The organism is Aquabacterium sp., assembly GCF_029946005.1.
GTDB lineage: Bacteria > Pseudomonadota > Gammaproteobacteria > Burkholderiales > Burkholderiaceae_C > Aquabacterium.
Genome location: NZ_JAQSDR010000032.1, coordinates 22,503 through 44,949, shown reverse-complemented (window position 1 = coordinate 44,949; position 22,447 = coordinate 22,503). Strand labels below are relative to the sequence as shown.

The 22,447-nt window shown below is 61.1% G+C and carries 24 protein-coding genes and 1 tRNA gene; 11 read left to right on the top strand and 14 right to left on the bottom strand.

The features are described 5' to 3' along the window. Nucleotides 1-89: 89 nt before the first annotated feature. The 7 genes from PSV38_RS15290 to PSV38_RS15260 form a co-directional block, all read right to left on the bottom strand. Nucleotides 90-794, bottom strand: a complete 705-nt coding sequence (locus tag PSV38_RS15290) for an ABC transporter ATP-binding protein (RefSeq protein WP_300548874.1) — start codon at nt 792-794, stop codon at nt 90-92. A gap of 2 nt (nt 795-796) precedes the next feature. Further along, the gene (locus PSV38_RS15285; protein WP_300548872.1) at nt 797-1,609 is read right to left on the bottom strand and encodes an ABC transporter ATP-binding protein; all 813 of its coding nucleotides are present in this window, start codon (nt 1,607-1,609) and stop codon (nt 797-799) included. Between the two features lie 24 nt (nt 1,610-1,633). Then, entirely contained in the window at nt 1,634-2,929 is a 1,296-nt protein-coding gene (locus tag PSV38_RS15280) for a branched-chain amino acid ABC transporter permease (protein ID WP_300548871.1), read from the bottom strand. Nucleotides 2,930-2,935: 6 nt separating this feature from the next. Next, on the bottom strand, nt 2,936-3,961 hold the full coding sequence (locus tag PSV38_RS15275) for a branched-chain amino acid ABC transporter permease (protein WP_300548869.1): 1,026 nt from the start codon (nt 3,959-3,961) through the stop codon (nt 2,936-2,938). A 177-nt stretch (nt 3,962-4,138) separates the two neighbouring features. Then, complete coding sequence (locus tag PSV38_RS15270) at nt 4,139-5,374, bottom strand: branched-chain amino acid ABC transporter substrate-binding protein (protein ID WP_300548868.1); 1,236 nt, start codon at nt 5,372-5,374, stop codon at nt 4,139-4,141. Between the two features lie 186 nt (nt 5,375-5,560). Then, nucleotides 5,561-7,192 (bottom strand): 3-(methylthio)propionyl-CoA ligase, encoded by a 1,632-nt coding sequence (locus PSV38_RS15265; RefSeq protein ID WP_300548866.1) that lies wholly within the window; start codon nt 7,190-7,192, stop codon nt 5,561-5,563. 96 nt (nt 7,193-7,288) lie between these two features. Continuing rightward, a complete protein-coding gene (locus tag PSV38_RS15260; RefSeq protein WP_300548865.1) occupies nt 7,289-7,732 on the bottom strand; it encodes a thioesterase family protein in 444 nt (147 codons plus the stop codon). Between the two features lie 57 nt (nt 7,733-7,789). On the opposite strand from PSV38_RS15260, the gene PSV38_RS15255 reads away from it, so the two are divergent. The 5 genes from PSV38_RS15255 (at nt 7,790) to PSV38_RS15235 (ending at nt 12,175) form a co-directional block, all read left to right on the top strand. After that, nucleotides 7,790-8,458 carry a TetR/AcrR family transcriptional regulator gene (locus PSV38_RS15255; protein WP_300548863.1) on the top strand — a complete coding sequence of 223 codons (669 nt, stop codon included), beginning with the start codon at nt 7,790-7,792 and terminating at the stop codon, nt 8,456-8,458. A 101-nt stretch (nt 8,459-8,559) separates the two neighbouring features. Beyond that, on the top strand, nt 8,560-9,213 hold the full coding sequence (locus PSV38_RS15250; protein ID WP_300548861.1) for a protein-L-isoaspartate O-methyltransferase: 654 nt from the start codon (nt 8,560-8,562) through the stop codon (nt 9,211-9,213). Nucleotides 9,214-9,226: 13 nt separating this feature from the next. After that, nucleotides 9,227-10,618 carry a TolC family outer membrane protein gene (locus PSV38_RS15245; protein ID WP_300548859.1) on the top strand — a complete coding sequence of 464 codons (1,392 nt, stop codon included), beginning with the start codon at nt 9,227-9,229 and terminating at the stop codon, nt 10,616-10,618. 207 nt (nt 10,619-10,825) lie between these two features. After that, entirely contained in the window at nt 10,826-11,482 is a 657-nt protein-coding gene (locus tag PSV38_RS15240; RefSeq protein ID WP_300548857.1) for a hypothetical protein, read from the top strand. A gap of 6 nt (nt 11,483-11,488) precedes the next feature. Then, nucleotides 11,489-12,175: a PEP-CTERM sorting domain-containing protein gene (locus tag PSV38_RS15235; protein WP_300548855.1), complete on the top strand. Its 687-nt coding sequence runs from the start codon at nt 11,489-11,491 to the stop codon at nt 12,173-12,175. Between the two features lie 60 nt (nt 12,176-12,235). Here PSV38_RS15235 and PSV38_RS15230 read toward each other — a convergent pair. From PSV38_RS15230 to petA, 6 genes are all read right to left on the bottom strand, one after another. Further along, nucleotides 12,236-12,311: transfer RNA gene (locus PSV38_RS15230), tRNA-Thr, on the bottom strand. Between the two features lie 46 nt (nt 12,312-12,357). Further along, on the bottom strand, nt 12,358-12,993 hold the full coding sequence (locus PSV38_RS15225; protein ID WP_300548853.1) for a ClpXP protease specificity-enhancing factor: 636 nt from the start codon (nt 12,991-12,993) through the stop codon (nt 12,358-12,360). Nucleotides 12,994-13,015: 22 nt separating this feature from the next. Continuing rightward, on the bottom strand, nt 13,016-13,627 hold the full coding sequence (locus PSV38_RS15220; RefSeq protein ID WP_230179166.1) for a glutathione S-transferase N-terminal domain-containing protein: 612 nt from the start codon (nt 13,625-13,627) through the stop codon (nt 13,016-13,018). A gap of 111 nt (nt 13,628-13,738) precedes the next feature. After that, the gene (locus PSV38_RS15215) at nt 13,739-14,503 is read right to left on the bottom strand and encodes a cytochrome c1 (RefSeq protein ID WP_300548851.1); all 765 of its coding nucleotides are present in this window, start codon (nt 14,501-14,503) and stop codon (nt 13,739-13,741) included. Nucleotides 14,504-14,525: 22 nt separating this feature from the next. Further along, nucleotides 14,526-15,926 carry a cytochrome bc complex cytochrome b subunit gene (locus PSV38_RS15210; protein ID WP_300548849.1) on the bottom strand — a complete coding sequence of 467 codons (1,401 nt, stop codon included), beginning with the start codon at nt 15,924-15,926 and terminating at the stop codon, nt 14,526-14,528. A 14-nt stretch (nt 15,927-15,940) separates the two neighbouring features. After that, the gene (gene petA / locus PSV38_RS15205; protein WP_300548847.1) at nt 15,941-16,540 is read right to left on the bottom strand and encodes a ubiquinol-cytochrome c reductase iron-sulfur subunit; all 600 of its coding nucleotides are present in this window, start codon (nt 16,538-16,540) and stop codon (nt 15,941-15,943) included. Between the two features lie 137 nt (nt 16,541-16,677). Here petA and mscL point away from each other — a divergent pair, with 137 nt between their 5' ends. Further along, nucleotides 16,678-17,097 (top strand): large conductance mechanosensitive channel protein MscL, encoded by a 420-nt coding sequence (mscL, locus tag PSV38_RS15200; RefSeq protein WP_300548845.1) that lies wholly within the window; start codon nt 16,678-16,680, stop codon nt 17,095-17,097. Nucleotides 17,098-17,206: 109 nt separating this feature from the next. Next, complete coding sequence (locus PSV38_RS15195; protein ID WP_300548843.1) at nt 17,207-19,687, top strand: DUF1631 family protein; 2,481 nt, start codon at nt 17,207-17,209, stop codon at nt 19,685-19,687. Here PSV38_RS15195 and pdxA read toward each other — a convergent pair. Next, on the bottom strand, nt 19,684-20,748 hold the full coding sequence (gene pdxA, locus PSV38_RS15190) for a 4-hydroxythreonine-4-phosphate dehydrogenase PdxA (protein ID WP_300548841.1): 1,065 nt from the start codon (nt 20,746-20,748) through the stop codon (nt 19,684-19,686). The two genes, PSV38_RS15195 and pdxA, sit on opposite strands and share 4 nt — an antisense overlap. Before the next feature lie 52 nt (nt 20,749-20,800). On the opposite strand from pdxA, the gene hisI reads away from it, so the two are divergent. The 4 genes from hisI (at nt 20,801) to PSV38_RS15170 (ending at nt 22,447) form a co-directional block, all read left to right on the top strand. Further along, complete coding sequence (gene hisI, locus PSV38_RS15185; protein WP_300548839.1) at nt 20,801-21,190, top strand: phosphoribosyl-AMP cyclohydrolase; 390 nt, start codon at nt 20,801-20,803, stop codon at nt 21,188-21,190. Nucleotides 21,191-21,212: 22 nt separating this feature from the next. After that, nucleotides 21,213-21,605: a phosphoribosyl-ATP diphosphatase gene (locus PSV38_RS15180; protein WP_300548837.1), complete on the top strand. Its 393-nt coding sequence runs from the start codon at nt 21,213-21,215 to the stop codon at nt 21,603-21,605. A gap of 72 nt (nt 21,606-21,677) precedes the next feature. Next, nucleotides 21,678-21,926: a Sec-independent protein translocase subunit TatA gene (tatA, locus tag PSV38_RS15175; protein ID WP_300548834.1), complete on the top strand. Its 249-nt coding sequence runs from the start codon at nt 21,678-21,680 to the stop codon at nt 21,924-21,926. A gap of 29 nt (nt 21,927-21,955) precedes the next feature. Beyond that, nucleotides 21,956-22,447 carry a twin-arginine translocase TatA/TatE family subunit gene (locus PSV38_RS15170; protein ID WP_300548832.1) on the top strand — a complete coding sequence of 164 codons (492 nt, stop codon included), beginning with the start codon at nt 21,956-21,958 and terminating at the stop codon, nt 22,445-22,447.

Here is a 22,447-nt window from a genome sequence, read left to right as displayed (position 1 = left end):
ATCTGAAAAGAACCATTGTAAGAATAGCTGCATTAACCCCTGCAGCAACACTGCAATGTTTGCGAAAACGCAAGGGTAAACGCTGAATCTCAGACTTCCAACCACTCACGGCGAACATTGGAATCGGCTTTCAGCTCTTCAGGTGTGCCCTGAAAAACGACCTCGCCATGGCCCATCACATAGCAGCGCTGGGAAATGTCCAGCGCGATGGTGAGCTTTTGCTCCACCAGCAGCACGGCCAGGCCGCGCCGCTTGAGTTCTTTCAAATACTCCCCCACCAATTCGACGATCTTGGGCGCCAGGCCTTCGGTCGGCTCATCGATCATGATCAGGTCGGGGTCACCCATCAAGGTGCGGCACAAGGTCAGCATTTGCTGCTCACCGCCCGACAACACGCCCGCCTCGGTGTGTTGTCGCTCTTTCAGGCGCGGGAACATTTGGTACATGTCGTCCAGCGACCAGCGTCCATTCTTCTTGCCGCCTCGCCCAGGCTGCTGGCCCAGCAAGAGGTTCTGCTCCACCGTCAGTTTGGGGAACACATCGCGGCTTTCGGGCACATAGCCCAGGCCACGGCGGGCGATGTCGTAGGTTTTGTGGCCCAGGATGTCGGTGTTGTTCCAGGTCACCTTGCCCTGGCCATGCACCAAGCCCATCACGGCCTTGATAGTGGTCGAGCGGCCCGAGCCATTTCGGCCCAGCAAGGCCACGATCTCGCCTGGGTTCACCTCCAGGTCAACGCCATGGAGGATGTGGCTCTTGCCGTAGAAAGCGTGCAGTTTCTGGATGGACAGCATGGTCAGACTCCGGCCTCAAGGGTTTGCTGGTCGGCCAGGGCCGACCCCAGGTAGGCTTCGCGCACACGCTCGTTGCCGCGGACATTTTCAGGGGTGTCAAAAGCGATCACCTCCCCGTACACCAGCACCGCGATGCGGTCGGCCAGGCCGAACACCACGCCCATGTCGTGCTCCACGGTCACCAAGGTCTTGCCCACGGTGACCTCGCGGATCAGGTTCACGAAGTTGGCGGTTTCCGACTTGCTCATGCCCGCCGTGGGCTCGTCCAGCAAGATCACCTTGCCACCACCCGCGATGGTCACGCCAATCTCCAACGCACGCTGCTCGGCATAGGTCAACGACGACACCATGACATTGCGCTTGCGCTGCAGGCGGATCATGCCCAGCACCTCTTCGGCACGCGCATTGGCCGCGTCCAGCTTGGACAGGAAGCGCCAGAAGGCATAGCCCTCGCCCATGGACCAGAGTACCGCGCAGCGCAGGTTCTCGAACACGCTCAGACGCGGAAACAGGTTGGACACCTGGAAGCTGCGAGCCAGACCGCGGCGGTTGACCTCGTAGGGCTTGCGCCCATCGATGCGCTCTCCGTTCAGCAGGATCTCGCCACTGGAGGGCGCCATGCGGCCGCTGATCAGGTTGAACAGGGTGGATTTGCCCGCGCCGTTGGGCCCGATCAGCGCCACGCGCTCGCCTTCCTTCACCTGCAGTTGGGCGCCGCGGATGATCTCGGTCTTGCCAAAAGATTTGCGCACATCGCGCAACTCGAGGGCAAAGCCACCCGATGAAGCGCTGCTGGATTGATTGGGATTACTCATCGCTTGGACTTCAGGTTCGTGGGTTCACAGCGCATTGCGTCGACGCAATTCGGCCTCGATGTCGTCCTGCACCGCGCTCCACCGGACGACGAACCGGCGGCGAGCCACCTCAAACAGACCAATCCCGACCAGTGCGAGCAGGCCCGCGCCCATCCAGGCCCCCGTGCTGTCGGTGTTGATCTCTGCCCGCCAGTAGGTCATGGTTGGGCCGAGCGCCTCGTTGAGCTTGCGGTGGTAAATCATCTCGACCATCACCGAGATGCCCACCAGCGCCGTGAAGCCCGCGCCGAACAAGGCCAGGTACACCGCCCAAAGGCGACGCATCATGCCGAACGCCGCCACGCGCACGTTCATCATCAACAGCGCGGCAAAACCACCCGGGGCATACATCACCATCGCCAAAAAGCCCACGCCCAGGTAGAGCAGCCAGGCCTTGGTCATCTCATGCAACAACACCTCGGCCAGCACCATCAGCACGGCGCCGATGATGGGACCGAAGAAGAACAACGCCCCGCCGATGAAGGTGAACAGCAGGTAGGCCCCCGAGCGCTCGGCGCTCATCACCTCGGCCGTCACGATCTCGTTGTTCAGCGCCACCAGGCCGCCCGCGATGCCTGCAAAGAAGCCCGCCACCATGAAGGAGATGTAGCGCACGCGCTGGGTGTCATAGCCAATGAACTCAACCCGCTCGGGGTTGTCGCGCACGGCATTGAGCATGCGGCCCAGCGGCGTCTGCGTGAAAGCGAACATCAAGGCGGTGGACACGAAGCAGTACAGCGCGATCAGGTAATACACCTGGATCTGCGGGCCGAAGGTGATGCCCATCACCGACTCGCCAATGACCCGGTTGCTGGAGATGCCGCCTTCGCCGCCAAAGAACTCGGGCAGCATCAAGGACATCGAGAACACCAGCGCCCCGATGCCCATGGTGATCATGGCGAAGGTGGTGCCTGACTTCTTGGTCGTGACCGCCCCCAGAAGCGCCGCCACGATCAAGCCCGACGCGCCGCCCACGATGGGCACCAGGCTGACCGGGATGGGCAGGCTGCCCGCCGAGGCAAAGTTCAGCGCATGGATGGCCCCGAAGGCCCCCAGTCCGGAGTACACCGCGTGCCCGAAGCTGAGCATGCCGCCCTGCCCCAGCAGCATGTTGTACGACAGGCAGACGATGATGCCGATGCCCATCTGCGAAAGCATGGTCATCGACAGGCTGCTGGTCCACAGCAGCGGTGCCACCATCAGCACCAGTGCGAACAGCGTCCACACAATCCAGCGGCCAAGGTTGTAGGGTTTGAAGCGGTAAACGGTATGGGATGACATGGCGGTTTACTCCTCGCGTGTGCCCAGCAAGCCCTTGGGCCTGAAGATCAGGATGAGCACCAGCAGGAGGTACGGGAGGATTGGCGCCATCTGCGACACCGAAATCTTGAGGAACGGATAAGCCCAATGATCAAAGCTCACCGGGCTGCCCATGCTTTGCATCACCGAGGCGATGGACACGTCCACCACCACCGCGAAGGTCTGCATCAGGCCGATCAGGATGGACGCCAGGAAAGCCCCCGCCAACGAGCCCATGCCGCCCACCACCACCACCACGAAGATGATGGCACCCAAGGAGGCGGCCATATTGGGCTCAGTCACGAAAGCGTTGCCGCCGATCACGCCGGCCAGGCCGGCCAGCGCACAGCCACCACCGAACACGCCCATCATCACGCGGGGCACGTTGTGACCCAGCGATTGCGCCATGTCCGGGTGCGTGAGCGCCGCCTGGATGATGAGGCCCACACGGGTGCGGGTGAGCAGCAACCACAGCGAGCACAACATGAACAGGGCGACGATGGCCATGAAGCCGCGGTACAGCGGGAACTGCGTGCAGGAGTTGCCTGAATCCGGCGCGCAAATCGCGGCATCGCCCGCTCCCCACAACCAGGCCAGGCCCTGCCCCTGCACATTGGCCACGGTGAACAGCGGACCGCTCAGTAGTTCGGGCACGCGGTAATCCACATTGGAGGGGCCGAAGTAAAGCCGTACCACCTCGACGATCACGTACGACAGGCCGAAGGTGATCAGCAGCTCGGGCACATGGCCATAGGCGTGCACCTTGCGCAGGCTGTAGCGCTCGAAGGCCGCGCCCAGTGCCCCCACCAGGATAGGCGACAGGATCAGCGCGGGAAAAAATCCGACATAGCCGGTGATCTCATACGCAAAATAAGCACCCAACATGTAGAAGCTGGCGTGGGCGAAGTTCAGAACGCCCATCATGCTGAAAATGAGTGTCAGCCCGGAGCTGAGCATGAAGAGCAGCAGCCCGTAGCTGATGCCACTCAAGAAGAAGACGACGAAAGTTTCCATGAGAGAGCGACCGTGGCGCTGAAGTCAGTCAACCGTGAGGCTGACGAGAGGCCCCTGCCGCGGTGACCGCAGACAGGGGGGCGCTCAATGGCGTTGATCGGATCACCACGCCAAGCGATCCGGCCGTACTGCTGACTGCAAGGTGCGGCGGCGCCTGATGTCAGGCGCCGCCTGGCATCACGAAGGACGCTTCATCTGGCACGAAGTAGGCGTGCTCGACACGTAGGCGTCGTAAGACTTGACCGCGGTGAAGGTCATGCCCGTCTTCTCGACGTCGTAGGCGTTCTTGGCATCGACCTTCTGCCACTTGGTGATGAACAGCGGTTGTTGGAGCTGGTGGTCGGCCTTGCGCATTTCCACCGGGCCATTGAAGCTGGTGAACTTCAAGCCCTCCATCGCGGCGGCCACCTTGACCGGATCGGTCGACTTGGCTTTGGCGATGCCATCGGCCAGCAGAGCCATGGCTGAGTAGCTGCCTGCCGAGTAGAAGTCGTCGTTGAAACGCTTCTTGAATTCGGCCAGCATCTTGCCGTACTCGCCGCCCAGGTTGTAGTGGCTGTAGCCCACCTGGAAGACACGGCCTTCGGCGGCGGCGCCCAGCGCGGTGGGCGTGCCTCCGAAGTTGGCGTAGTAGGTGTAGAACTTGGCGTTCAGGCCGGCGTCATTGGCTGCCTTGACCAGCAGCGCCAGGTCAGAGCCCCAGTTGCCGGTGATCACCGTATCAGCGCCAGAGGCCTTGATCTTGGCCACGTAGGGCGAGAAATCACGCACCTGTGCCAGCGGATGCAGGTCGTCACCCACCACCTGGATGTCGGGACGCTTGCGGGCCAGGTTGGCCTTGGCGAACTTGGACACTTGCTGGCCGTGGGCATAGTTCTGGTTGATCAGGTAAACCTTCTTGATGTCCGTCTGATCCTTCATGAAAGTGGTCAACGCCTCCATCTTCATGGAGGTGTCGGCATCGAAACGGAAGTGCCAGTAGCTGCACTTGCTGTTCGTCATGTCTGGGTCCACCGCAGCGTAGTTCAGGTAGATCACTTCCTTGCCGGGGTTGCGCTCGTTGTGCTTGTTCACGGCGTCCATCAGGGCCAGGCCGGCGCCCGAACCCAGGCCTTGCACCACATAGCGCACGCCTTGGTCAACGGCCGACTTCAGGGCGTTGAGCGTTTCAGCGGGGCTGAGCTTGTTGTCGATGCTGATGATCTCGAACTTCACGCCAGCGGCGTTCTTGGCATTGAGCCTCTCAGCGATGTACTGGTAGGTCTTGAGCTGGTTCTGACCGATGTTGGCCATCAGGCCCGACAAGGGATCGATCCATGCGACCTTGACTGTTTCACCCTTTTGGGCCATGGCGGCACCAGCGCTCAGCGAGGCGGCCACGAAAATACTCAATGCTCGGCGTTGCAGATTCATGCTTTTCCTCTGTGGGGTATCGACCAGACACCGAGATTACCCCCCCAAACCCGGGGGTTCATTCAGGGATGACCCGAATCCTGAACAAAACTGAAATTTATCTGCCATTGACTCTGCAATCACTGCCGCGAGTTGTTGCATCGGCCACAAAAAAGCGCCTCGAAAGGCGCTTTTGCATTCAAACCATTAAACCGTGGGCAACTTGTGGTCTTTGAACTGCTCGCGCAATTTCAACTTGTAGATCTTGCCCGTGGCGGTGTGCGGGATCTCGTCGGTGAAGACCACGTCGTCGGGCAACTGCCATTTGGGGATCTTGCCGTCGTAAAACGCCAGAATCTCTTCGGGGGTCACTTCGGCGCCCGGTTTCTTGACCACGACCAGCAGCGGGCGCTCGTCCCACTTGGGGTGGAAAGCGGCGATGGCCGCGGCCTCGTGCACAGCGGGGTGGCCCATGGCCACGTTTTCCAGGTCGATGGAGCTGATCCATTCGCCGCCCGACTTGATCACGTCCTTGGAGCGGTCAGTGATCTGCATGTAGCCGTCGGCATCAATGGTGGCCACGTCACCGGTGGGGAACCAGCCATCGTGCAAGGGCGACTTGTCGACCTTGAAATAGCTGCTGATGACCCAGTGGCCACGCACCTCCAGGTCGCCCGACGTTTTGCCATCCCAAGGCAGCACTTTGCCTTCGGCATCGACGATGCGCATGTCCACACCGTAGATCACCTTGCCCTGCTTTTCCAGCAGACGATGCTGGGCCTCGACCGGCAGGTCGGCGTGCTTGGCCTTCAGGCGACCCAAGGTGCCCAGCGGAGACATCTCGGTCATGCCCCAGGCATGGATCACCTGCACACCAAACTCGTCTTCCAGCGTGCGGATCATGGCGGGCGGGCAGGCAGCCCCACCCACCACCGTGCGCTTGAAGGTACTGAACTTCAAGTTGTTCTGCTTGACGTGGTTGATCAGGCCCAGCCAGATGGTGGGCACACCGGCACTGAAGGTGACCTTCTCTTTTTCGAACAGGTCGTACAGCGAAGCGCCATCCAGGTGGTGACCAGGCAGCACCAGCTTGCAGCCGATCAAAGCGCCCGAGTAAGGCAAGCCCCAGGCGTTGACGTGGAACATGGGAACCACGGGCAACACCGTGTCCACAGAGGCCACCGACATCGCATCGGGCAAGGCCGAGGCGTAGGCATGCAGCACCGTTGAGCGGTTGGAGTACGCGGCGCCCTTGGGGTTGCCGGTCGTGCCCGAGGTGTAGCAGATGCTGGCGGCGGTGTTCTCATCGAACTGTGGCCAGGTGAAGTTGCCGTCTTCGGCGTCGATCAGCTCTTCGTAGCAGAGCAAGTTGGGAATGGCGGTTTCGGCCGGCATGTGCGAGCGGGCCACCATCACCACCACGGCCTTGACCGTGGGCAGGCTGGGGAGCAGCTTCTCGATCAAGGGCAGGATGTTCAGGTCAACGAACAGCACCTTGTCTTCGGCATCGTTGATGATCCAGGCCACTTGCTGGGGGAACAGGCGCGGGTTGATGGTGTGGCAGACCAGCTCGGAGCCCGACACGCCGTAATAGATCTCCAGGTGGCGATAGCCATTCCAAGCCAAGGTGCCCACGCGTTCACCTGGCTTCAAGCCCAATCGGGCCAAAGCCTGGGCCAGCTTGCGCGAACGCAACTCAACCTCTGACCACGTCGTGCGGTGCATGTCGCCCTCGACGCGCTTGGAAACAATCTCGACGTCACCGTTGTGCCTGGCCGCGTGCGTCAGCAGCGACGAGATCAACAAGGGCATGTGCATCATTTGGCCCATCAGGCTCATTGGCGGCTCCAGAAATGTGAGGACAGGAAATTCAGACAATGATCATAGTCAAATTTTGGCTTGTCACCAACAGGGTGTTTTCGCTTGAGTGGGTGATCAACCTGCCGCCACTTGCAGCTTCTGAACCGCCAACGCGAAGTCGGCGGGCAAGCTGGTGGGGCGGCGGTTAGCGCGGTCGACATAGACGTGGACAAAATGCCCGCTGGCCGCCGACAAAGGCTGGCCTTCATCAAACAGGCCGATCTCGTAGCGCACGCTGCTGCTGCCGATCTTGCTCACGCGGATGCCGACATCGACATTGCGCGGAAAAGCCAGAGGGGCGAAATAGTTGCAATGGGTCTCGACCACCAGCCCAATCACGCCACCGTCGTGGATGTCCAGGACACCGGCCTCGATCAGGTAGCGGTTCACCGCAGAATCAAAATAGCTGTAATAAGTGACGTTGTTGACATGCCCGTAGATGTCGTTGTCCATCCAGCGGGTCGAGATGGTGTCAAAGTGCGCGTAGGCGCTGCGGGCTTGGGGTTGTGCACGTTCCATGCAAATGATTATTAACGCTACATTACTGACCAGTCGGTCAGTTACTCCTATCAGCCCTTGCCTGCCATCAAATCACCCTTCCCTGTGACCTCGCTGATCCAATCGGTTGGGTCGGGTCGACAGCGCCGCAAGGCGGCCCGGCCTCAAGAGTTGCTGGAGGCCGCCTTGACGCTGTTCGTCGAGAAAGGCTTTGCCGCCACGCGCACCGAAGAAGTGGCTCGGCTGGCCGGGGTGTCCAAAGGCACCTTGTACCTTTATTACCCCAGCAAGGAAGAGCTGTTCAAGGCCGTGGTGCGCACCCACCTGGTCGAAGTCATCGCCGAGGGCAGCGGCATCGTCGAGCAGTTCGCAGGCCCCACGTCCGAGCTGCTGCACCTGCTGGCCCACACCTGGTGGTCTCGCGTGGGCGCGTCCAAGGCTTCGGGGATCATGCTGGTCATCATCACCGAGGCCAACAACTTCCCGGACCTGATCCAGTTTTACATGGACGAGGTGGTCGCCCCTGCGCACGCCATGCTGACCAAGGCCGTGCAGCGCGGCATGGACCGGGGCGAGTTCCGCGACATGGACGTGAGCGCCGTGGTCCATGCCCTGATCGCTCCCGTGCACTTCCTTGTGCTTTACCGGCATTGCTCGGCGGCCTGCTCGGTCAACCCGGTTCCGCTGGATCCACCCCAGTTCATTGCCACGCAAATCGAGCTATTGCTGCGTGGGTTGGTGAAATGACTAAAAATGCGCACCGTTTTCCGTTGTCCGGGCACTGCAGTTCTTAAAATCCCTGCTTTTTCCCAATATTTAACTTCTCCGACTGCCCCTAGGATGTCCTCATGAACGTCGAACAAGCCCGCTTCAACATGATCGAGCAGCAGATCCGCCCCTGGGATGTGCTGGACAGCTCCATCCTGTCCCTGTTGTCCGTCGTGCGCCGCGAAGACTTCGTGCCTGAAGCGCATCGGTCGCTGGCCTTCATGGACCTGGAAGTGCCCTTGTCGGGCGGACGCGCCATGCTGGCTCCCAAGCTGGAAGCCCGCCTGGTGCAGGACCTGAACCTGAGCAAGCGCGACACCGTGCTGCACATCGGCGCCGGCACCGGCTACGTCACCGCCTTGCTGGCCCACAAGGCCCAACGCGTCATCGGCCTGGAAGCCCAGACCGAGCTGGTTCAGCTTGCCCGCGCCAACTTGCGCTTGGCGGGTATCAACAATGCCGAGATCGTGCAATCTGATGGCGCTGAAGGCCTCCTTGCCCAAGCCCCCTTTGACGCCATCTTGCTGACAGGCTCTGTCGCCAAGGTGCCGCAAGCCTTGTTGGATCAACTCAAGGAAGGTGGCCGCCTGCTGGCCATCGTGGGCGATGAGCCCATCATGCGTGCCCGTCTGTTCACGCGACTGGGCAACGGCCAATTCAGCAGCGAAGACCTGTTCGACACCACCGCTCCTCGCCTGGCTGGCTTTGTCATTCCCAGCCGCTTCCACTTCTGACAGGATTCAAAAGATGTCCCCGAACTCGAAACGCCCCACTCTGCGCCCCGTGGTTTGCGCGGCGGCCATTGTGCTGATGAGCATGTCCAGTTGGGCCAGCGCTCAAACCCAGCAGGCGCGAGCCCAGTCATTGGTGGAACTGTTTCAAGCGGCCAAAAGCTATGACGCCGCCTACCTGTCGGCCAAATCGGAGGCGGACTCCGCCCAATACAAAGCCGCCCAGGCCGATGCCTTGCGCCTGCCCACCGTGGGCATGCGAGGCACGATCGACCGCACGAAGCTCGACTCCAGCGCCACTGGCCAGCAAGGGGTACTGGCCAGTGGCTATGGCACAAATAAAAGTCTGGGTATCTCGGCCAAGCAACCGCTGTTCAACCGCGCCAACGATGCCGATGTGGGCAAGGGCCAGCAAGCCCTGGTCGCCGCACAAGCCAGCTTGAAGTCGGCCGAGGACGATCTGGTCGTGCGGCTCACGCAGGCCTACTTCGACGTGCTCGCCGCGCAAGACATCCTGAACACTTCTCAGACCAACAAGAAGGCGCTGTCCGAGCAACTGGCCGCGGCCAAGCGCAACTTTGAAGTGGGCAATGCCACCATCACGGACACCCGCGAAGCCCAGGCTCGCTTTGACCTGGCAGGCGCCCAGGAAATCGCGGCCACCAATGACCTGCGCGTCAAGGGGTTGGCCCTGGACCAATTGGTGGGCCAGATCGATGTCAAACCCCGCCCCTTGATGACGCCGGTGAACCTGCCCGTGCTGATGCCCTCGTCGGTGGATGAATGGACCTCGCAAACTGCCCTCTCGCCCACGGTCCGCAAGGCAGAAGTGGCACTGGCACTGGCCAAGCTGGACACCGCCAAGGCCAGAGCTGGCCACATGCCCACGCTGGACGCCACCGCCTCCATCTTGCGCAATGAGGTTGACAGCAACGCCCCAGGTGCCACAGCCGCCCAACTCAACGCCAAAGCGGGCACCACCACCGCCGTCGGATTGGAGCTGAATGTGCCCATCTTTGCCGGCTTCGCGGTGCAAAACCGCATCAAGGAAACACTGGTCGGCGAAGAGAAAGCCACGCACGACCTGGACAACGCCAAGCGCACCATCAACTTGGGTACGCGTCAGGCCTTCCTGGTGGTTCAGTCTGGCATGGTGCAGGTCAAGGCCTATGAAGCCGCTGAAAGCTCGGCCAAGCTGGCACTCGAAGCCACGCAGCTGGGCTACCGCGTTGGCGTGCGCATCAACAAGGATGTGCTGGACGCACAAAACCTGGTGTCCAACACGCAGAAGGACCTCTACAAGGCCCGGTACGACGTGCTGGTGGCCAGCATGCGGCTGCGCCAAGCCAGCGGCACCCTCAAGCCCGAGGACCTGGACACCTTCAACAAGCTGCTGGCACCTCAGTGAACCAGCAAGGCAGTTAGCCAGTCAACAAGCCCGCCTCGTGCGGGCTTTTTCTTGACCCCTAGTTTGCTGAGGGCCTGCCCCCTAGCCCTAGGGACCGGAGCGAAGTTAGGGGTATGGCGCCACCTGGAAGGCGCAGACATTGCGGCCATCCGATCAACAACTGATCGGTGTCTCACAGTCCTCTGTCAAGTCATCCAAGGAGCATCCATGAAACATGCCTACCAACGCCTCGCCGCAGGCGCCATCTTCAGCCTGGCGGCCATCATCAACGCCATGGCGGCGGACGGTGTCGAAATCTTCACCAGCGGCAGCAGCTTCTTCAAACGCGTGGTCACCAACACCAACCCGCAGACCACGAGCACGACCGTCTTCCAGGACCTGACCTCGGCAGGAACCACGATCTTCGTGCCACCTCAGACGGCTGTGCTCGTGAGTGCCCGGTTTGACGCCGAAGTTCGCTGCAGCAACATCGGCAGCACCGCGCAAGACTGGTGCGAAGCGCAGATCCTGATCGGTGGGATCGAAGGTAGTCCGCAAGCCAGCACCTTTGGACCGGACACCTACGCGGTCAAGAGCACGAACGCCGGAGGCGAAACCACCGCCTCTTGGGCGGCCCAAAGCTTCAGCCGCCATCGCTGCATCCGCAACACCTCCACCGCCCCCATGGCTGTGAACGTCAAAGTGCAGTGGAAGGTGACCAACTTTGGCGGCGCGGCAGCCGTTCCCGACTTCTGGGTTGACGATTCCGCGCTGGCCATCGACATGTCGCGCGACTGCACCGTCTCGTCACCCACCACCCCCAACACCTTCGGCGCAGCCGCCGCCAAAGGCACCGCCTCCGACGCTCAATCCAACGCCAGGTAAGCCATCATGAAACAGCACACCACACACCTCCAACGCCTGGCCGCCGCTTCGCTGCTGGCCATCGCCGCCACAAGCGGCGCCCACGCCGCCAACGTCACCCTCTTCGGGGACCGCACGGCCTTCCTGACGGCCATTGGCGCAGCGCCGGTGGTCACGCAAGACTTCGAGTCCTTCGCGGACGGCACGAACATGGCGGGCGTGGACATCCTGCCGGGCGTCACGGTCTCGACCAACCTGGCCAACCTGAAGGTCTTCCAGGGCTCGGGCGACAAGGAACTGTTCGCCACCACGCGTGATTTTCCCGAGGCCGAGTACCACATCCATGTGGGTGGCCTCTACAAATCGATTGGCTTTGACATCGACGCCTTCAACCCTGCCACACCTGGCCCAGGTTTCCTGGATTTCTACTTTGCCGATGGCGACACTACGTACCAAGGCATCCCCGTGCTGCCCTTGAACGCGACTGAAAACGACCCCTTGTTCCAAGGGGTCATCAGTGACACCGTCATCACCAAGATCATCTGGCGCGAAGGCCCGGAAATTGGTGGCATCAACTGCTGCGAAGAAACCACGTTGGACAACTTTGTGGCGGTGCAGGCCGTGCCGGAACCCAGCACGACCTTGATGCTTCTGGCTGGCCTGGGCATGGTGGCCCTGCCGACGGTGCGTCGCAGGATGGGCCTGAAGCGCTGAGTGCGCCATGCCATGAAAAAAGCCTGCGTGGTCATTGCTGACCACACAGGCTTTCTGTTTTGGTGCCGCTTGTCGGATTCGAACTGACGACCTACCGCTTACAAGGCGGTTGCTCTACCAACTGAGCTAAAGCGGCGAATAAGTACCAAGCGCAGCATTGTACTGCGCGCCAGGCTTCAATTTCACTTCACGCGACGCAAAGCCGGACGGCCAGCCCCCGAAGGCGGCGGAGAGTCCGGAGGAGGCTCATCACCGTCGGAGCTGACGATGCTGACCGGCGACAAGGCCTTGGTGGGGCTTTTGTCTTCCGCCTTGGCGGAGGATGCCTTGGTGCTGACACGCTCCTTTTCTTTTGCAGGCGCAGGCCGAGGTGTTCTCGCCAAGCGCAAGGGCGACGCTGAACGGTCTGCACCATCGGCGGGCGGATCGCCACCTGTCACATCGTCGATGGACTGGTGGCCATCCACACCATCCGATACGGTTGGAACCGGGAAGGCCATGCCTTGCCCATTTTCGCGCGCATAGATGGCGATCACGTGGTCCACCGGCACTGAGATCTCACGGGCAACACCACCGAAACGCGCCTTGAACTCCACGAACTCATTGCCCAGCTGAAGCTGGGTGGTTGCCTCGAAACTGACGTTGAGGACGATCTCGTTGTTCTTGACGTATTCCTGCGGCACCTGCACCGAACGATCCACATACACAGCCAAGTAGGGCGTGAAGCCATTGTCGGTGCACCAGTCGTGCAAGGCCCGAATGAGGTAAGGCCTGGTGGACGTGCCCTGGCTGTCTGAATCGATCGGCGTCGTGGTCATAGGATCCGGTGGCAAGTGATGATCACTTGCGCATGACTTTCTCGGACGGGGTGAGCGCCTCGATGTAAGCCGGGCGCGAGAAGATGCGTTCGGCATACTTTAACAAGGGCAAGGCGTTCTTCGACAACTCGATGCCGTAGTAATCCAAGCGCCACAGCAGCGGTGCAATGGCCACATCGAGCATCGAGAAATCGTCGCCCAGCATGTACTTGTTCTTCAAGAAGATGGGGGCCAACTGGGTCAGGCGATCACGAATTTGCGAACGGGCCTTTTCCAGTTGCTTGTCGTTGCCCTTGATGCCCCGGCCTTCCAGCACATTGACGTGGGCAAACAACTCCTTCTCGAAGTTCAGCAGGAACAGGCGAACACGCGCGCGTGCCACCGGATCACCGGGCATCAGTTGGGGATGCGGGAAACGCTCATCAATGTACTCATTGATGATGTGCGATTCGTACAGGATCAGATCGCGCTCAACGAGGATGGGCACCTCGTTGTAGGGGTTCATCAGCGCGATGTCTTCCGGTTTGGCGAAAATATCAACATCCCGGATCTCGAAATCCATGCCCTTCTCGAACAGCACAAAGCGGCAGCGGTGCGAGTAGGGGCAGGTCGTTCCGGAGTAAAGCACCATCATGGCGGAGGACTCCTCAGTGACAAAAAACAAGGGGGTGCAAGCACCGAAAAAATGAGCAAGCGCAGTGGTCGCCGATCAGGACAACCACTGCGCCCAAGGGCAGATCAAGCTTTACTTCACGTCTTTCCAGAAAGACGCGTTCAGGCGCCAGGCAATGACGAAGAAGATGCTCAGAAAAATCAACACGCCCACACCGATGCGCACGCGCTGACCCTGGATGGGCTCGCCCATCCATTGCAGGTAGGCCACCAAGTCGGCCATCTGGCTGTCAAATTCCTGGGGCTTGAGCTGGCCATCGGTCAACTGCTCGAAGCCTGCGAACTTGTGGATTTTCTTGGCAGGATCGTGCGCATCTTGCTCTTCGACGAACTTGGCTGCACGCTGGCCCTGCAATTCCCACAGGACATGAGGCATGCCCACGTTGGGAAACACGATGTTGTTCCAGCCGGTGGGGCGGGCATCGTCGCGATAAAAGCTGCGCAAGTAGGTGTAGAGGTAGTCAGCGCCCGAACCGGCATGGCTGGCTCGCGAACGCGCCACCAAGGTCAGATCAGGTGGCGTGGCGCCAAACCAGGTCTTAGCGTCCTTGGCATCCATCGACACCTTCATGGTTTCACCCACTTTGTCGGTCGCGAACAGCAAGTTCTCTTTGATCTGCTTTTCAGTCAGGCCAATGTCGCGCAGGCGGTTGTAACGCATGAACGCAGCGGCGTGGCAGTTCAGGCAGTAGTTGACGAAAAGGCGGGCGCCATTTTGCAAAGCCGCCAGATCAGTCACCCGTTCTTGAGGAAACCGGTCTAGCACCAGCTCGGTGTTGGCGCGCGCGCCGCTCATCAGGGCGAACACGGCCAGCAAGGAAGCAAGGATTTTCTTCATGTTGTGTCTCTCCTGCAGGCGCTCAGTGGGACTCGAAGGTCACGCGGTCAGGCACCTTCTTGAAGGTACCCAGCTGACTCCACCACGGCATCAGCAGGAAGAAACCGAAGTAGAAGATGGTGCCAATCTGGGCCACGGCGGTACCAATCACCGATGGCGGCTGAATGCCCAAGTAACCCAGCACCGCGAAAAAAATCACGAACAAGCCGTAGAGGTATTTGACAAAGCCAGGGCGGTAACGAATGGACTTGACCGGGCTGTGGTCCAACCAGGGCAGAAACACCAGGATCACCACCGCGCCACCCATCACCACCACGCCCCAAAACTTGGCATCGAAGGTTTTGAGCAGGAAGATGCCGATCACCGCGGCCCCCAAGGCCAAGACCTTCGCCGGCATGGTGCCCTTGCCTTTGACAAGATTCAGCACCGCAGCCAGCCCAACGATGACGCACAACACGTTGACGAGGTCGTCGGTGGTGGCGCGCAACATGGAATAAAAGGGTGTGAAGTACCAGACTGGCGCAATGTGCAATGGCGTCTGGAACTGGTCGGCTGGGATGAAGTTGTTGTACTCCAGGAAATAGCCGCCCGCCTCAGGCGCGAAGAAGATCACCGCGGTGAAAATGATCAGGAAGCCTGCGACCCCCATGATGTCGTGCACGGTGTAGTAAGGGTGGAAAGGAATTCCGTCGAGCGGGCGCCCCTTGGCATCCTTCTTGGCCTTGATTTCAACACCGTCTGGGTTGTTGGAGCCCACTTCGTGCAGCGCGATCAAGTGTGCCACCACCAGGCCGAGCAGCACCAGCGGCACGGCAATCACGTGCAACGCGAAGAAGCGGTTCAGGGTGGCATCACCCACGACGTAGTCGCCGCGGATCAAAATCGCCAAGTCAGGCCCAATGAACGGGATCGCGGCGAACAAGTTGATGATCACCTGGGCGCCCCAGTAGGACATCTGGCCCCACGGCAGCAAGTAGCCCATGAAGGCTTCGGCCATCAGGCAGAGGAAGATCAGGCAGCCGAACACCCAGACCAGTTCACGCGGCGTGCGGTACGAACCGTAGATCAAACCACGGTACATGTGCAGATAGACCACCACGAAGAACGCCGACGCACCAGTTGAGTGCATGTAGCGCACCAACCACCCCCAGGGCACATCGCGCATGATGTACTCGACCGAGGCAAAGGCCATGGCCGCGTCCGGCTTGTAGTTCATGACCAGGAAAATGCCGGTCACGATCTGAATCACCAGCACCAGCAGGGCCAGCGAGCCGAAGAAATACCAGAAATTGAAATTCTTGGGGGCGTAGTACTCGGCCGCGTGCTCGTTCCACATCTTGGTGGCCGGGAAACGGTTGTCTACCCAGTTCATCAGCTTGGTGCCAGCACTGGCACCAGCAGGAGCTTCTTTGAATTCAGCCATGTTGACCTCTCCTGTCAGGCTTTTTTGTCTTCACCAATGAGAATCTTGGTGTCTGACAGGTACATGTGTTGCGGCACTTCGAGGTTGTCTGGCGCGGGCTTGTTCTTGTAAACGCGGCCAGCCAAGTCGAAGGTAGAACCGTGGCAAGGGCACAAGAAGCCGCCAGGCCAGTTGTCAGGCAAGGACGCTTGAGGTCCCGACTGGAACTTGGAAGTGGGTGAGCAACCGAGGTGCGTGCAGATGCCCACCGCGACGAACACGTCGTTCTTGATGGAACGGTGCACATTGCGGGCGTACTCGGGGGTGAGTTCGCTGGGCTTGCGTTCGGAATTGGGATCGGCCAGTTCGCCAGCCAGCTTGTCGAGCGCAGCGACCTGCTCGGCCGTGCGGCGAACAATCCAGACCGGCTTGCCCCGCCATTCCGCCGTCATCATGTCACCGGGCTTGAGGCCGCTGATGTCGACTTCAACCGATGAACCCGCCGCAAGCGCACGCTCGGACGGCTGGAAGGTGAGGGCAAAAGGCACGGCAGCGGCCACGCCGCCTGCTCCACCTGCGACACAGGCGATGGTCACCCACGTCCGGCGGCTTTGATCCACTGGCTGATTGCTCATGGTTTGGATGGCTTGAGTTTGGGGGTCAACCTCGCATTCTAGCGGACGCCGCAGCACTCACGTTGACAAGGCGCAGTTTGCGTCAATACTCCTGGCCTGTTCAGCAACACATCCCGCGCAAGGGAAGGGGAATATCGATGGGTTTCATGAGTGAATTCAAGGAGTTTGCCGTCAAGGGCAATGTGGTAGACCTCGCGGTGGGTGTCATCATCGGCGGCGCCTTCGGCAAGATCGTTGACTCCATCGTCAACGACTTGATCATGCCTTTGATCGGAAAAGTGGTCGGCGGCCTGGATTTTTCCAACTACTACATCGCACTGGCGGGCCAGGCAGAAGGGTTGCCACTGGTCGAGGCCAAGAAAGTAGGCGCGGTGTTTGCTTACGGGAATTTCATGACAGTGGCGCTGAACTTCATGATTCTGGCTTTCATCATTTTTCTGATGATCAAGCAGATCAACCGCCTCAAGAAGGAGTCGGAGCCTGCGCCCGCAGCACTCGTTGCCACGCCGGAAGACATCATCCTGCTTCGCGAAATTCGTGACAGTTTGAAACAATAGCGAAAGAAGGGGCCGGAGCGGTCGATATCCAGAGATCAAAAGAAGTCCCTTTCTGGGACAGTGGTGGTGAGCAAAGCTGACCATTGATTGAACTGACTGGACCCGCCCCGTGACCGACCCCCGTCTTGAACCCGTTTTGCAGGCATCGCTCAGCCGCATCCAGGTGGCGATGGCGGAGGCCGTGGACAAAGCCAGCAGCCAGATGGGGCTGCTGGCGACCACCTCCACCAGCAATGCGCACCGTCAGTTGCTGATGACGGCCGAGTTCGACCTGCAACGCAAGACCTCGGCGCTCAACATGGCCTTCATGGTCGAATTGCGCAAACGCGTCAACAAGGATTCCCGACGCAAAACTGTGACCGGCACGGCCTATGCGGAAACCGACTGGGACGCCCTCAGCCTGGTCGACAATGCCGAAGTTGAGCGCAATGTCGTGGCCGAACGGCTCGCGCAAAGCCTGAGCCAGGAGTGCGAGACCGAGTTCAAGGCCGTTCACGACCACCTCAGCCCACTCCTTGATGACGCTCTGGCCGAACATAACCCGCTGCGCCCACAGACGGTCAGTGGCGCCTTGCTGGAAGCCTTGACCGAGGTCAGTGTTGACCCGGAAGTGAGCACCCTGCTGGCCCAGCAGATTGGCCGACACCTGGCGGGCGGGCTCAAGAACAGTTATGAGATGACGGTGACAGAACTGCGCTCGCAAGGCGTGCGCCCGGTGAACCCGGTCAGTGCCAGCAAGTTCCGCTCGTCCACCCAGGGCGGCCGAACCACAAGCCCTGGAAGCTTGGCAGGGACCTTGCCTACCCAACCAGGCGCGTTTAACGACACGGCGCTCGGCCACAGCGGCACCACGCCATTGCAGGCACACCAGCGCGCGGCCAAAGCCTTGAGTGAGATGTTTGGCGTGTCGATGCCCGCTTCGGCCTTCAACACCCCCATGTCAGGCGCGCACTCTGGCATGGGCGGCATGGGGGGGGCGCACCCGGCAGGACAAAACGCCGCCGGCGAATTCAACTCCCTGATCCGCCGACTCAACAGCGTGCCCTACCTGCAAGGCTGGGGCGGCGTGGACGCGGGCTCGGTCGCCTCGGCCGCCGACTTTGCAGGCACCTTCCCTGGCGTGCCGATCGATGGCGTCGTCCAAGGCGGATTTGCCGGCCCGATGATGGCCGTGAACATGATCCGCGCTCACCGCGATGAACTGGTTCGCGCCAGCGGCGGCGCGGCGCTGGACCAGATGGTCATCGACATCGTGGCGGCCTTGTTCGACCAGGTTTTGTCGGACCCTAAGGTATCGCCGCAAATGGCCCGCCAGATTGCCCGCCTGCAATTGCCCGTGCTGCGCGTGGCCTTGCAGGACATGGGATTTTTCAGCTCGCGGAAACACCCGGTGCGGCGTTTCGTGAACCGCATCGCCAGTCTCTCGGCCACGTTTGACGACCATGAACAAGGCGTGGGGCAGGCCTATCTGGCCCGGATCACTGCCCTGGTGGACGATGTGGTTGAAGGCGACTTCGACCGGATGGAGCTGTACGAGGCCAAGCTGACGGAGCTGGAAGCCTTCATCGACGAACAAAGCCGCCAGGAAGGTGCTGAGAACGCCGCCGTGGCCGCCCTGCTCAGCGGCAAGGAAGCCGACCTGCGCGTGCAGCAGCGCTACATGCAGGTGCTCAAGAAGGAACTGGCGTCGGTCGAGATGCCAGAGTTCGTCCGCGACTTCCTGACCCAGATTTGGAGCCAAGTGCAGGTGATGGCCAGCGCCCGGGACGGCGCCCAGTCAGTGATGGCGCAACGGGTCAAGAAAGCCGGGCACGACCTGGCCTTGAGCGTGCAGCCCAAGGGCAGCCCGCAGTTGCGCAAAGAGTTTCTGATGAAACTGCCGCAACTGATGAAGGACCTCAACGAAGGCCTGGCGATGATCCAATGGTCAGAAGAGGCTAAGCAGGATTTCTTCTCCAAACTGCTGCCCTCGCACGCGGAATCGCTCAAGGCCCAGCCGCAACACGACCTGACGGTGCGCATGCTTGAGGCGCAGCTGACCAAGGTCGAAAAGATCACCATCCCCAGCCGGGAAGAGGCTGCCAACGATCCCTTGCCCGCGTCGCTGGACAACATTGCAGAGATCCCCACGCTGACCGTGGTGACGGCCCTGAGCGCCGCCGAAATCAAACAGGCGGGCTTCATGCCCGAGGCCGCATTGGCCAACGAGCCTCTGGACATCGACCTGGACGCCGCGGGCCCCAGCGATCCCAGCCTGCTGGACATCGACATCAACCTGGACGCACCGCCGGTGCCCTCGGCCGGTGCGCAGCTGGTCCACCACATCAACAAAGGCACGGCCTACCAGATGCTGATGCAGGGCGAGTGGAAGCGGGTGCGCCTGACCTGGATCAGCGATGGCCGCAGCTTCTTCATCTTCACGCAAGGCCACCAGTACAAACAGACCATCTCGCTCACCTCGCGCACTCTGGCCAAGATGTGCGACTCGGGCCGCTTCAAGGCGTTCGAGCAATCAGAGTTGATTGAGCGCGCCACGATGCGCGCCCGGCGCCAGCTGGCCGCCCTGGCCGGTAACAGATCAGCTGCTTAAGCGGCACCCCGCCCGTTCACCAGTTGGCGCGCCATGCGCCAGGCCTGCAGCAGGCTGGAAGGATCGGCGCGGCCTGTTCCCGCCAGATCAAACGCGGTGCCATGGTCCGGGCTGGTTCTCACGAAGGGCAGGCCGAGCGTGACATTCACGCCATGGTCCAAGCCGAGGTACTTCACCGGGATCAGGCCCTGATCGTGGTACATCGCGATCACCATGTCGAACTCGCCGGGATGGTCCACCGCGTGGCGGGCACGCATGAAGACGGTGTCGGGCGCGAGGGGCCCAATCGCGTTGATGCCCAGGGCCCGTGCCGCCTGGATGGCCGGGCCAATGGTGTGGATCTCTTCGTGGCCAAACAAGCCGCCCTCCCCCGCATGTGGATTCAAGCCGGCCACGGCAATGCGAGGACGCTCAACGCCCCACAGTTTGGCGCTGTCGTGGGCAATGCGGATGGTTTCCAGTACCGCCCCAAAAGTGACCGCGTCGATCGCCTGGCGCAGGGCCATGTGGATGGTAACCAGCACGGTCTTGAGCTGGTCGTTGGCCAGCATCATGCGCACGGGCGCGGGCGGTTGGCCTGCTGGTGCACCTTCAGCCTGCAAAAGCTCGGTGTGGCCCGGATAAGGCTCGCCAGCGAGCGCCAGCGCCTCTTTGTGCAGCGGCGCGGTGACGATGCCGGCGACCACGCCGCCCTGAGCCAGTTGCACGGCCGCACGGATGCAGGCGGCGGCGGCACGCCCAGCACGCACATCCACCGCCCCCACAGAGGCGTCCATCAGGTCTTGCGGCAAACCCGGTGGCGCCCAGACGGGCATCGCGCCGACCGGCACATCGGCCCAATTTTTTGCATCCTGAACTTCCACCACGGCCGGTGCATGCCCCCCCCGGGCGTGGGCCACCCAAGCCGCCGCCCGGCGCATGACCTCTGGAGAACCCAGCACCAAGGCCTGCGGCATGGCCGAATCCAGCCAAAGGCGCGCGATGATCTCGGGGCCGATGCCACAGGCGTCGCCCATGGTCAGGGCGAGCGCAGGCCCTGGAAAGAGGTGAGAAGTCTGCATGGCGACATTGTCCCAGCAACGAGCTGGCATTGCGATTGCTACACTAGCATCCATGAATTGGTTGGATGACATTCGCTGGGATGACCAGGGCCTGGTGCCCGTGATCGCGCAAGAAGCCAGCACAGGTGATGTGCTGATGTTTGCATGGATGAACCGTGAGGCCTTGGCACGAACCGCCGAAATCGGCGAAGCGGTGTACTGGAGCCGCTCGCGCCAGCGTTTGTGGCACAAGGGCGAAGAATCAGGGCACACCCAAAAAGTACAGGCCATCCGCCTCGACTGTGACAACGATGTGGTGCTGCTGCGCGTTGAGCAACTGGGGCACACGCCCGGCATCGCCTGCCACACGGGCCGCCACAGCTGCTTTTTCCAGAAGTACGAACAAGGCCAATGGGTGAGCGTGGATCCCGTCCTCAAAGACCCTGAGCACATTTACAAGTGACTGCCCTCTTCCCCAATGCCCCATGAGTGAACCTTTGGCCACCACCACCGACGTCCTGCTGCGCCTGGCCGCCGTCATTGAATCCCGCAAAGGCGGCGATCCGGACAAGAGCTATGTGGCGCGCCTGTTCCACAAAGGGACGGACGCCATCCTGAAAAAAGTGGGCGAAGAGGCCACCGAAACGGTCATGGCGGCCAAGGACGCCGCCGCTCACCCCAGCCCCGAACACAGCAAGGCCTTGGTGGGCGAATTCGCCGATCTGTGGTTTCATGCCATGGTGGCGATGGCGCACTTCGGGCTCAGCCCTGCTGATGTGGTGTCCGAATTGGCCCGCCGCGAAGGCTTGTCCGGGCTGGAAGAATTTGCCCTGCGCACGGCGCCCCCCCGCCCAAACGCCGAAGGCGACAACATGTAGTCATCAATCACAGGCAAGATGGCCTGGATTGTTTTTTTGTTTTTGGTCGAAAGACCGGTTTAGGAGAGCGACATGGGTTCATTCAGCATTTGGCACTGGTTGATCGTGCTGGTGATCGTGATGATGGTTTTTGGCACCAAGAAGCTCAAGAACATTGGCGGCGACCTGGGTTCCGCCGTGAAGGGCTTCAAGGACGGCATGAAGGATGGCGGCACCACCGACGCGTCCGCCGCCCCTGGATCACCCGCTTCGCAGCAGGTCACCAACCACGCCAAGACCGACGCCAACACCGTCGATGTCGAAGCCAAGACCAAGTCGTGAGGCCTGCGTCCGGTGAGGACCATTGAGCCATGATCGACTTTGGCATTGACAAACTCGCGCTGATCGGCGCTGTGGCCCTGATCGTGATCGGGCCCGAAAAACTGCCGCGCGTGGCCCGAACGGTGGGCTTGCTCGTCGGCAAGGCACAGCGCTATGTGTCGCAAGTGCAATCCGAAGTCAACCGCTCCATCGAACTTGAAGAACTCAAGAAGGTGAAAAGCGGGTTTGAAGACGCGGCTCGCCATGTGGGGCAATCGGTCTCGGATGGCATCAGCCACACTGAGGGCGAGATCAACTCCGCCCTGGGCAGCGGCCAATCGGACAGCTACTACAACGACCTGCATCAGACGTCGTACAACAGCTTCGTGCCCCAGCCCGTTCGCAAGAACTGGCGGCTCAAGCGCGCGGCCATGCCGATTTGGTACAAACAGCAAAATGGCGTGCGCCGCCATGTGCAATCGGGCGCGGCCCGGGTGGCGCGGTTCCGCCCACCGGCCGCCCGTGCCCGCCACCAACCTTGA

Coding starts and splice junctions, on each gene's coding strand:
- PSV38_RS15210 (WP_300548849.1), bottom strand. CDS start 15,926: ATGGCTGAATTCAAAGAAGCTCCTGCTGGTGCCAGTGCTGGCACCAAG.
- petA (WP_300548847.1), bottom strand. CDS start 16,540: ATGAGCAATCAGCCAGTGGATCAAAGCCGCCGGACGTGGGTGACCATC.
- PSV38_RS15170 (WP_300548832.1), top strand. CDS start 21,956: ATGATCGACTTTGGCATTGACAAACTCGCGCTGATCGGCGCTGTGGCC.
- PSV38_RS15260 (WP_300548865.1), bottom strand. CDS start 7,732: ATGGAACGTGCACAACCCCAAGCCCGCAGCGCCTACGCGCACTTTGAC.
- PSV38_RS15290 (WP_300548874.1), bottom strand. CDS start 794: ATGCTGTCCATCCAGAAACTGCACGCTTTCTACGGCAAGAGCCACATC.
- mscL (WP_300548845.1), top strand. CDS start 16,678: ATGGGTTTCATGAGTGAATTCAAGGAGTTTGCCGTCAAGGGCAATGTG.
- PSV38_RS15180 (WP_300548837.1), top strand. CDS start 21,213: ATGAGTGAACCTTTGGCCACCACCACCGACGTCCTGCTGCGCCTGGCC.
- pdxA (WP_300548841.1), bottom strand. CDS start 20,748: ATGCAGACTTCTCACCTCTTTCCAGGGCCTGCGCTCGCCCTGACCATG.
- PSV38_RS15270 (WP_300548868.1), bottom strand. CDS start 5,374: ATGAATCTGCAACGCCGAGCATTGAGTATTTTCGTGGCCGCCTCGCTG.
- PSV38_RS15235 (WP_300548855.1), top strand. CDS start 11,489: ATGAAACAGCACACCACACACCTCCAACGCCTGGCCGCCGCTTCGCTG.
- PSV38_RS15240 (WP_300548857.1), top strand. CDS start 10,826: ATGAAACATGCCTACCAACGCCTCGCCGCAGGCGCCATCTTCAGCCTG.
- hisI (WP_300548839.1), top strand. CDS start 20,801: ATGAATTGGTTGGATGACATTCGCTGGGATGACCAGGGCCTGGTGCCC.
- tatA (WP_300548834.1), top strand. CDS start 21,678: ATGGGTTCATTCAGCATTTGGCACTGGTTGATCGTGCTGGTGATCGTG.
- PSV38_RS15285 (WP_300548872.1), bottom strand. CDS start 1,609: ATGAGTAATCCCAATCAATCCAGCAGCGCTTCATCGGGTGGCTTTGCC.
- PSV38_RS15220 (WP_230179166.1), bottom strand. CDS start 13,627: ATGATGGTGCTTTACTCCGGAACGACCTGCCCCTACTCGCACCGCTGC.
- PSV38_RS15225 (WP_300548853.1), bottom strand. CDS start 12,993: ATGACCACGACGCCGATCGATTCAGACAGCCAGGGCACGTCCACCAGG.
- PSV38_RS15245 (WP_300548859.1), top strand. CDS start 9,227: ATGTCCCCGAACTCGAAACGCCCCACTCTGCGCCCCGTGGTTTGCGCG.
- PSV38_RS15215 (WP_300548851.1), bottom strand. CDS start 14,503: ATGAAGAAAATCCTTGCTTCCTTGCTGGCCGTGTTCGCCCTGATGAGC.
- PSV38_RS15265 (WP_300548866.1), bottom strand. CDS start 7,192: ATGAGCCTGATGGGCCAAATGATGCACATGCCCTTGTTGATCTCGTCG.
- PSV38_RS15280 (WP_300548871.1), bottom strand. CDS start 2,929: ATGTCATCCCATACCGTTTACCGCTTCAAACCCTACAACCTTGGCCGC.
- PSV38_RS15275 (WP_300548869.1), bottom strand. CDS start 3,961: ATGGAAACTTTCGTCGTCTTCTTCTTGAGTGGCATCAGCTACGGGCTG.
- PSV38_RS15250 (WP_300548861.1), top strand. CDS start 8,560: ATGAACGTCGAACAAGCCCGCTTCAACATGATCGAGCAGCAGATCCGC.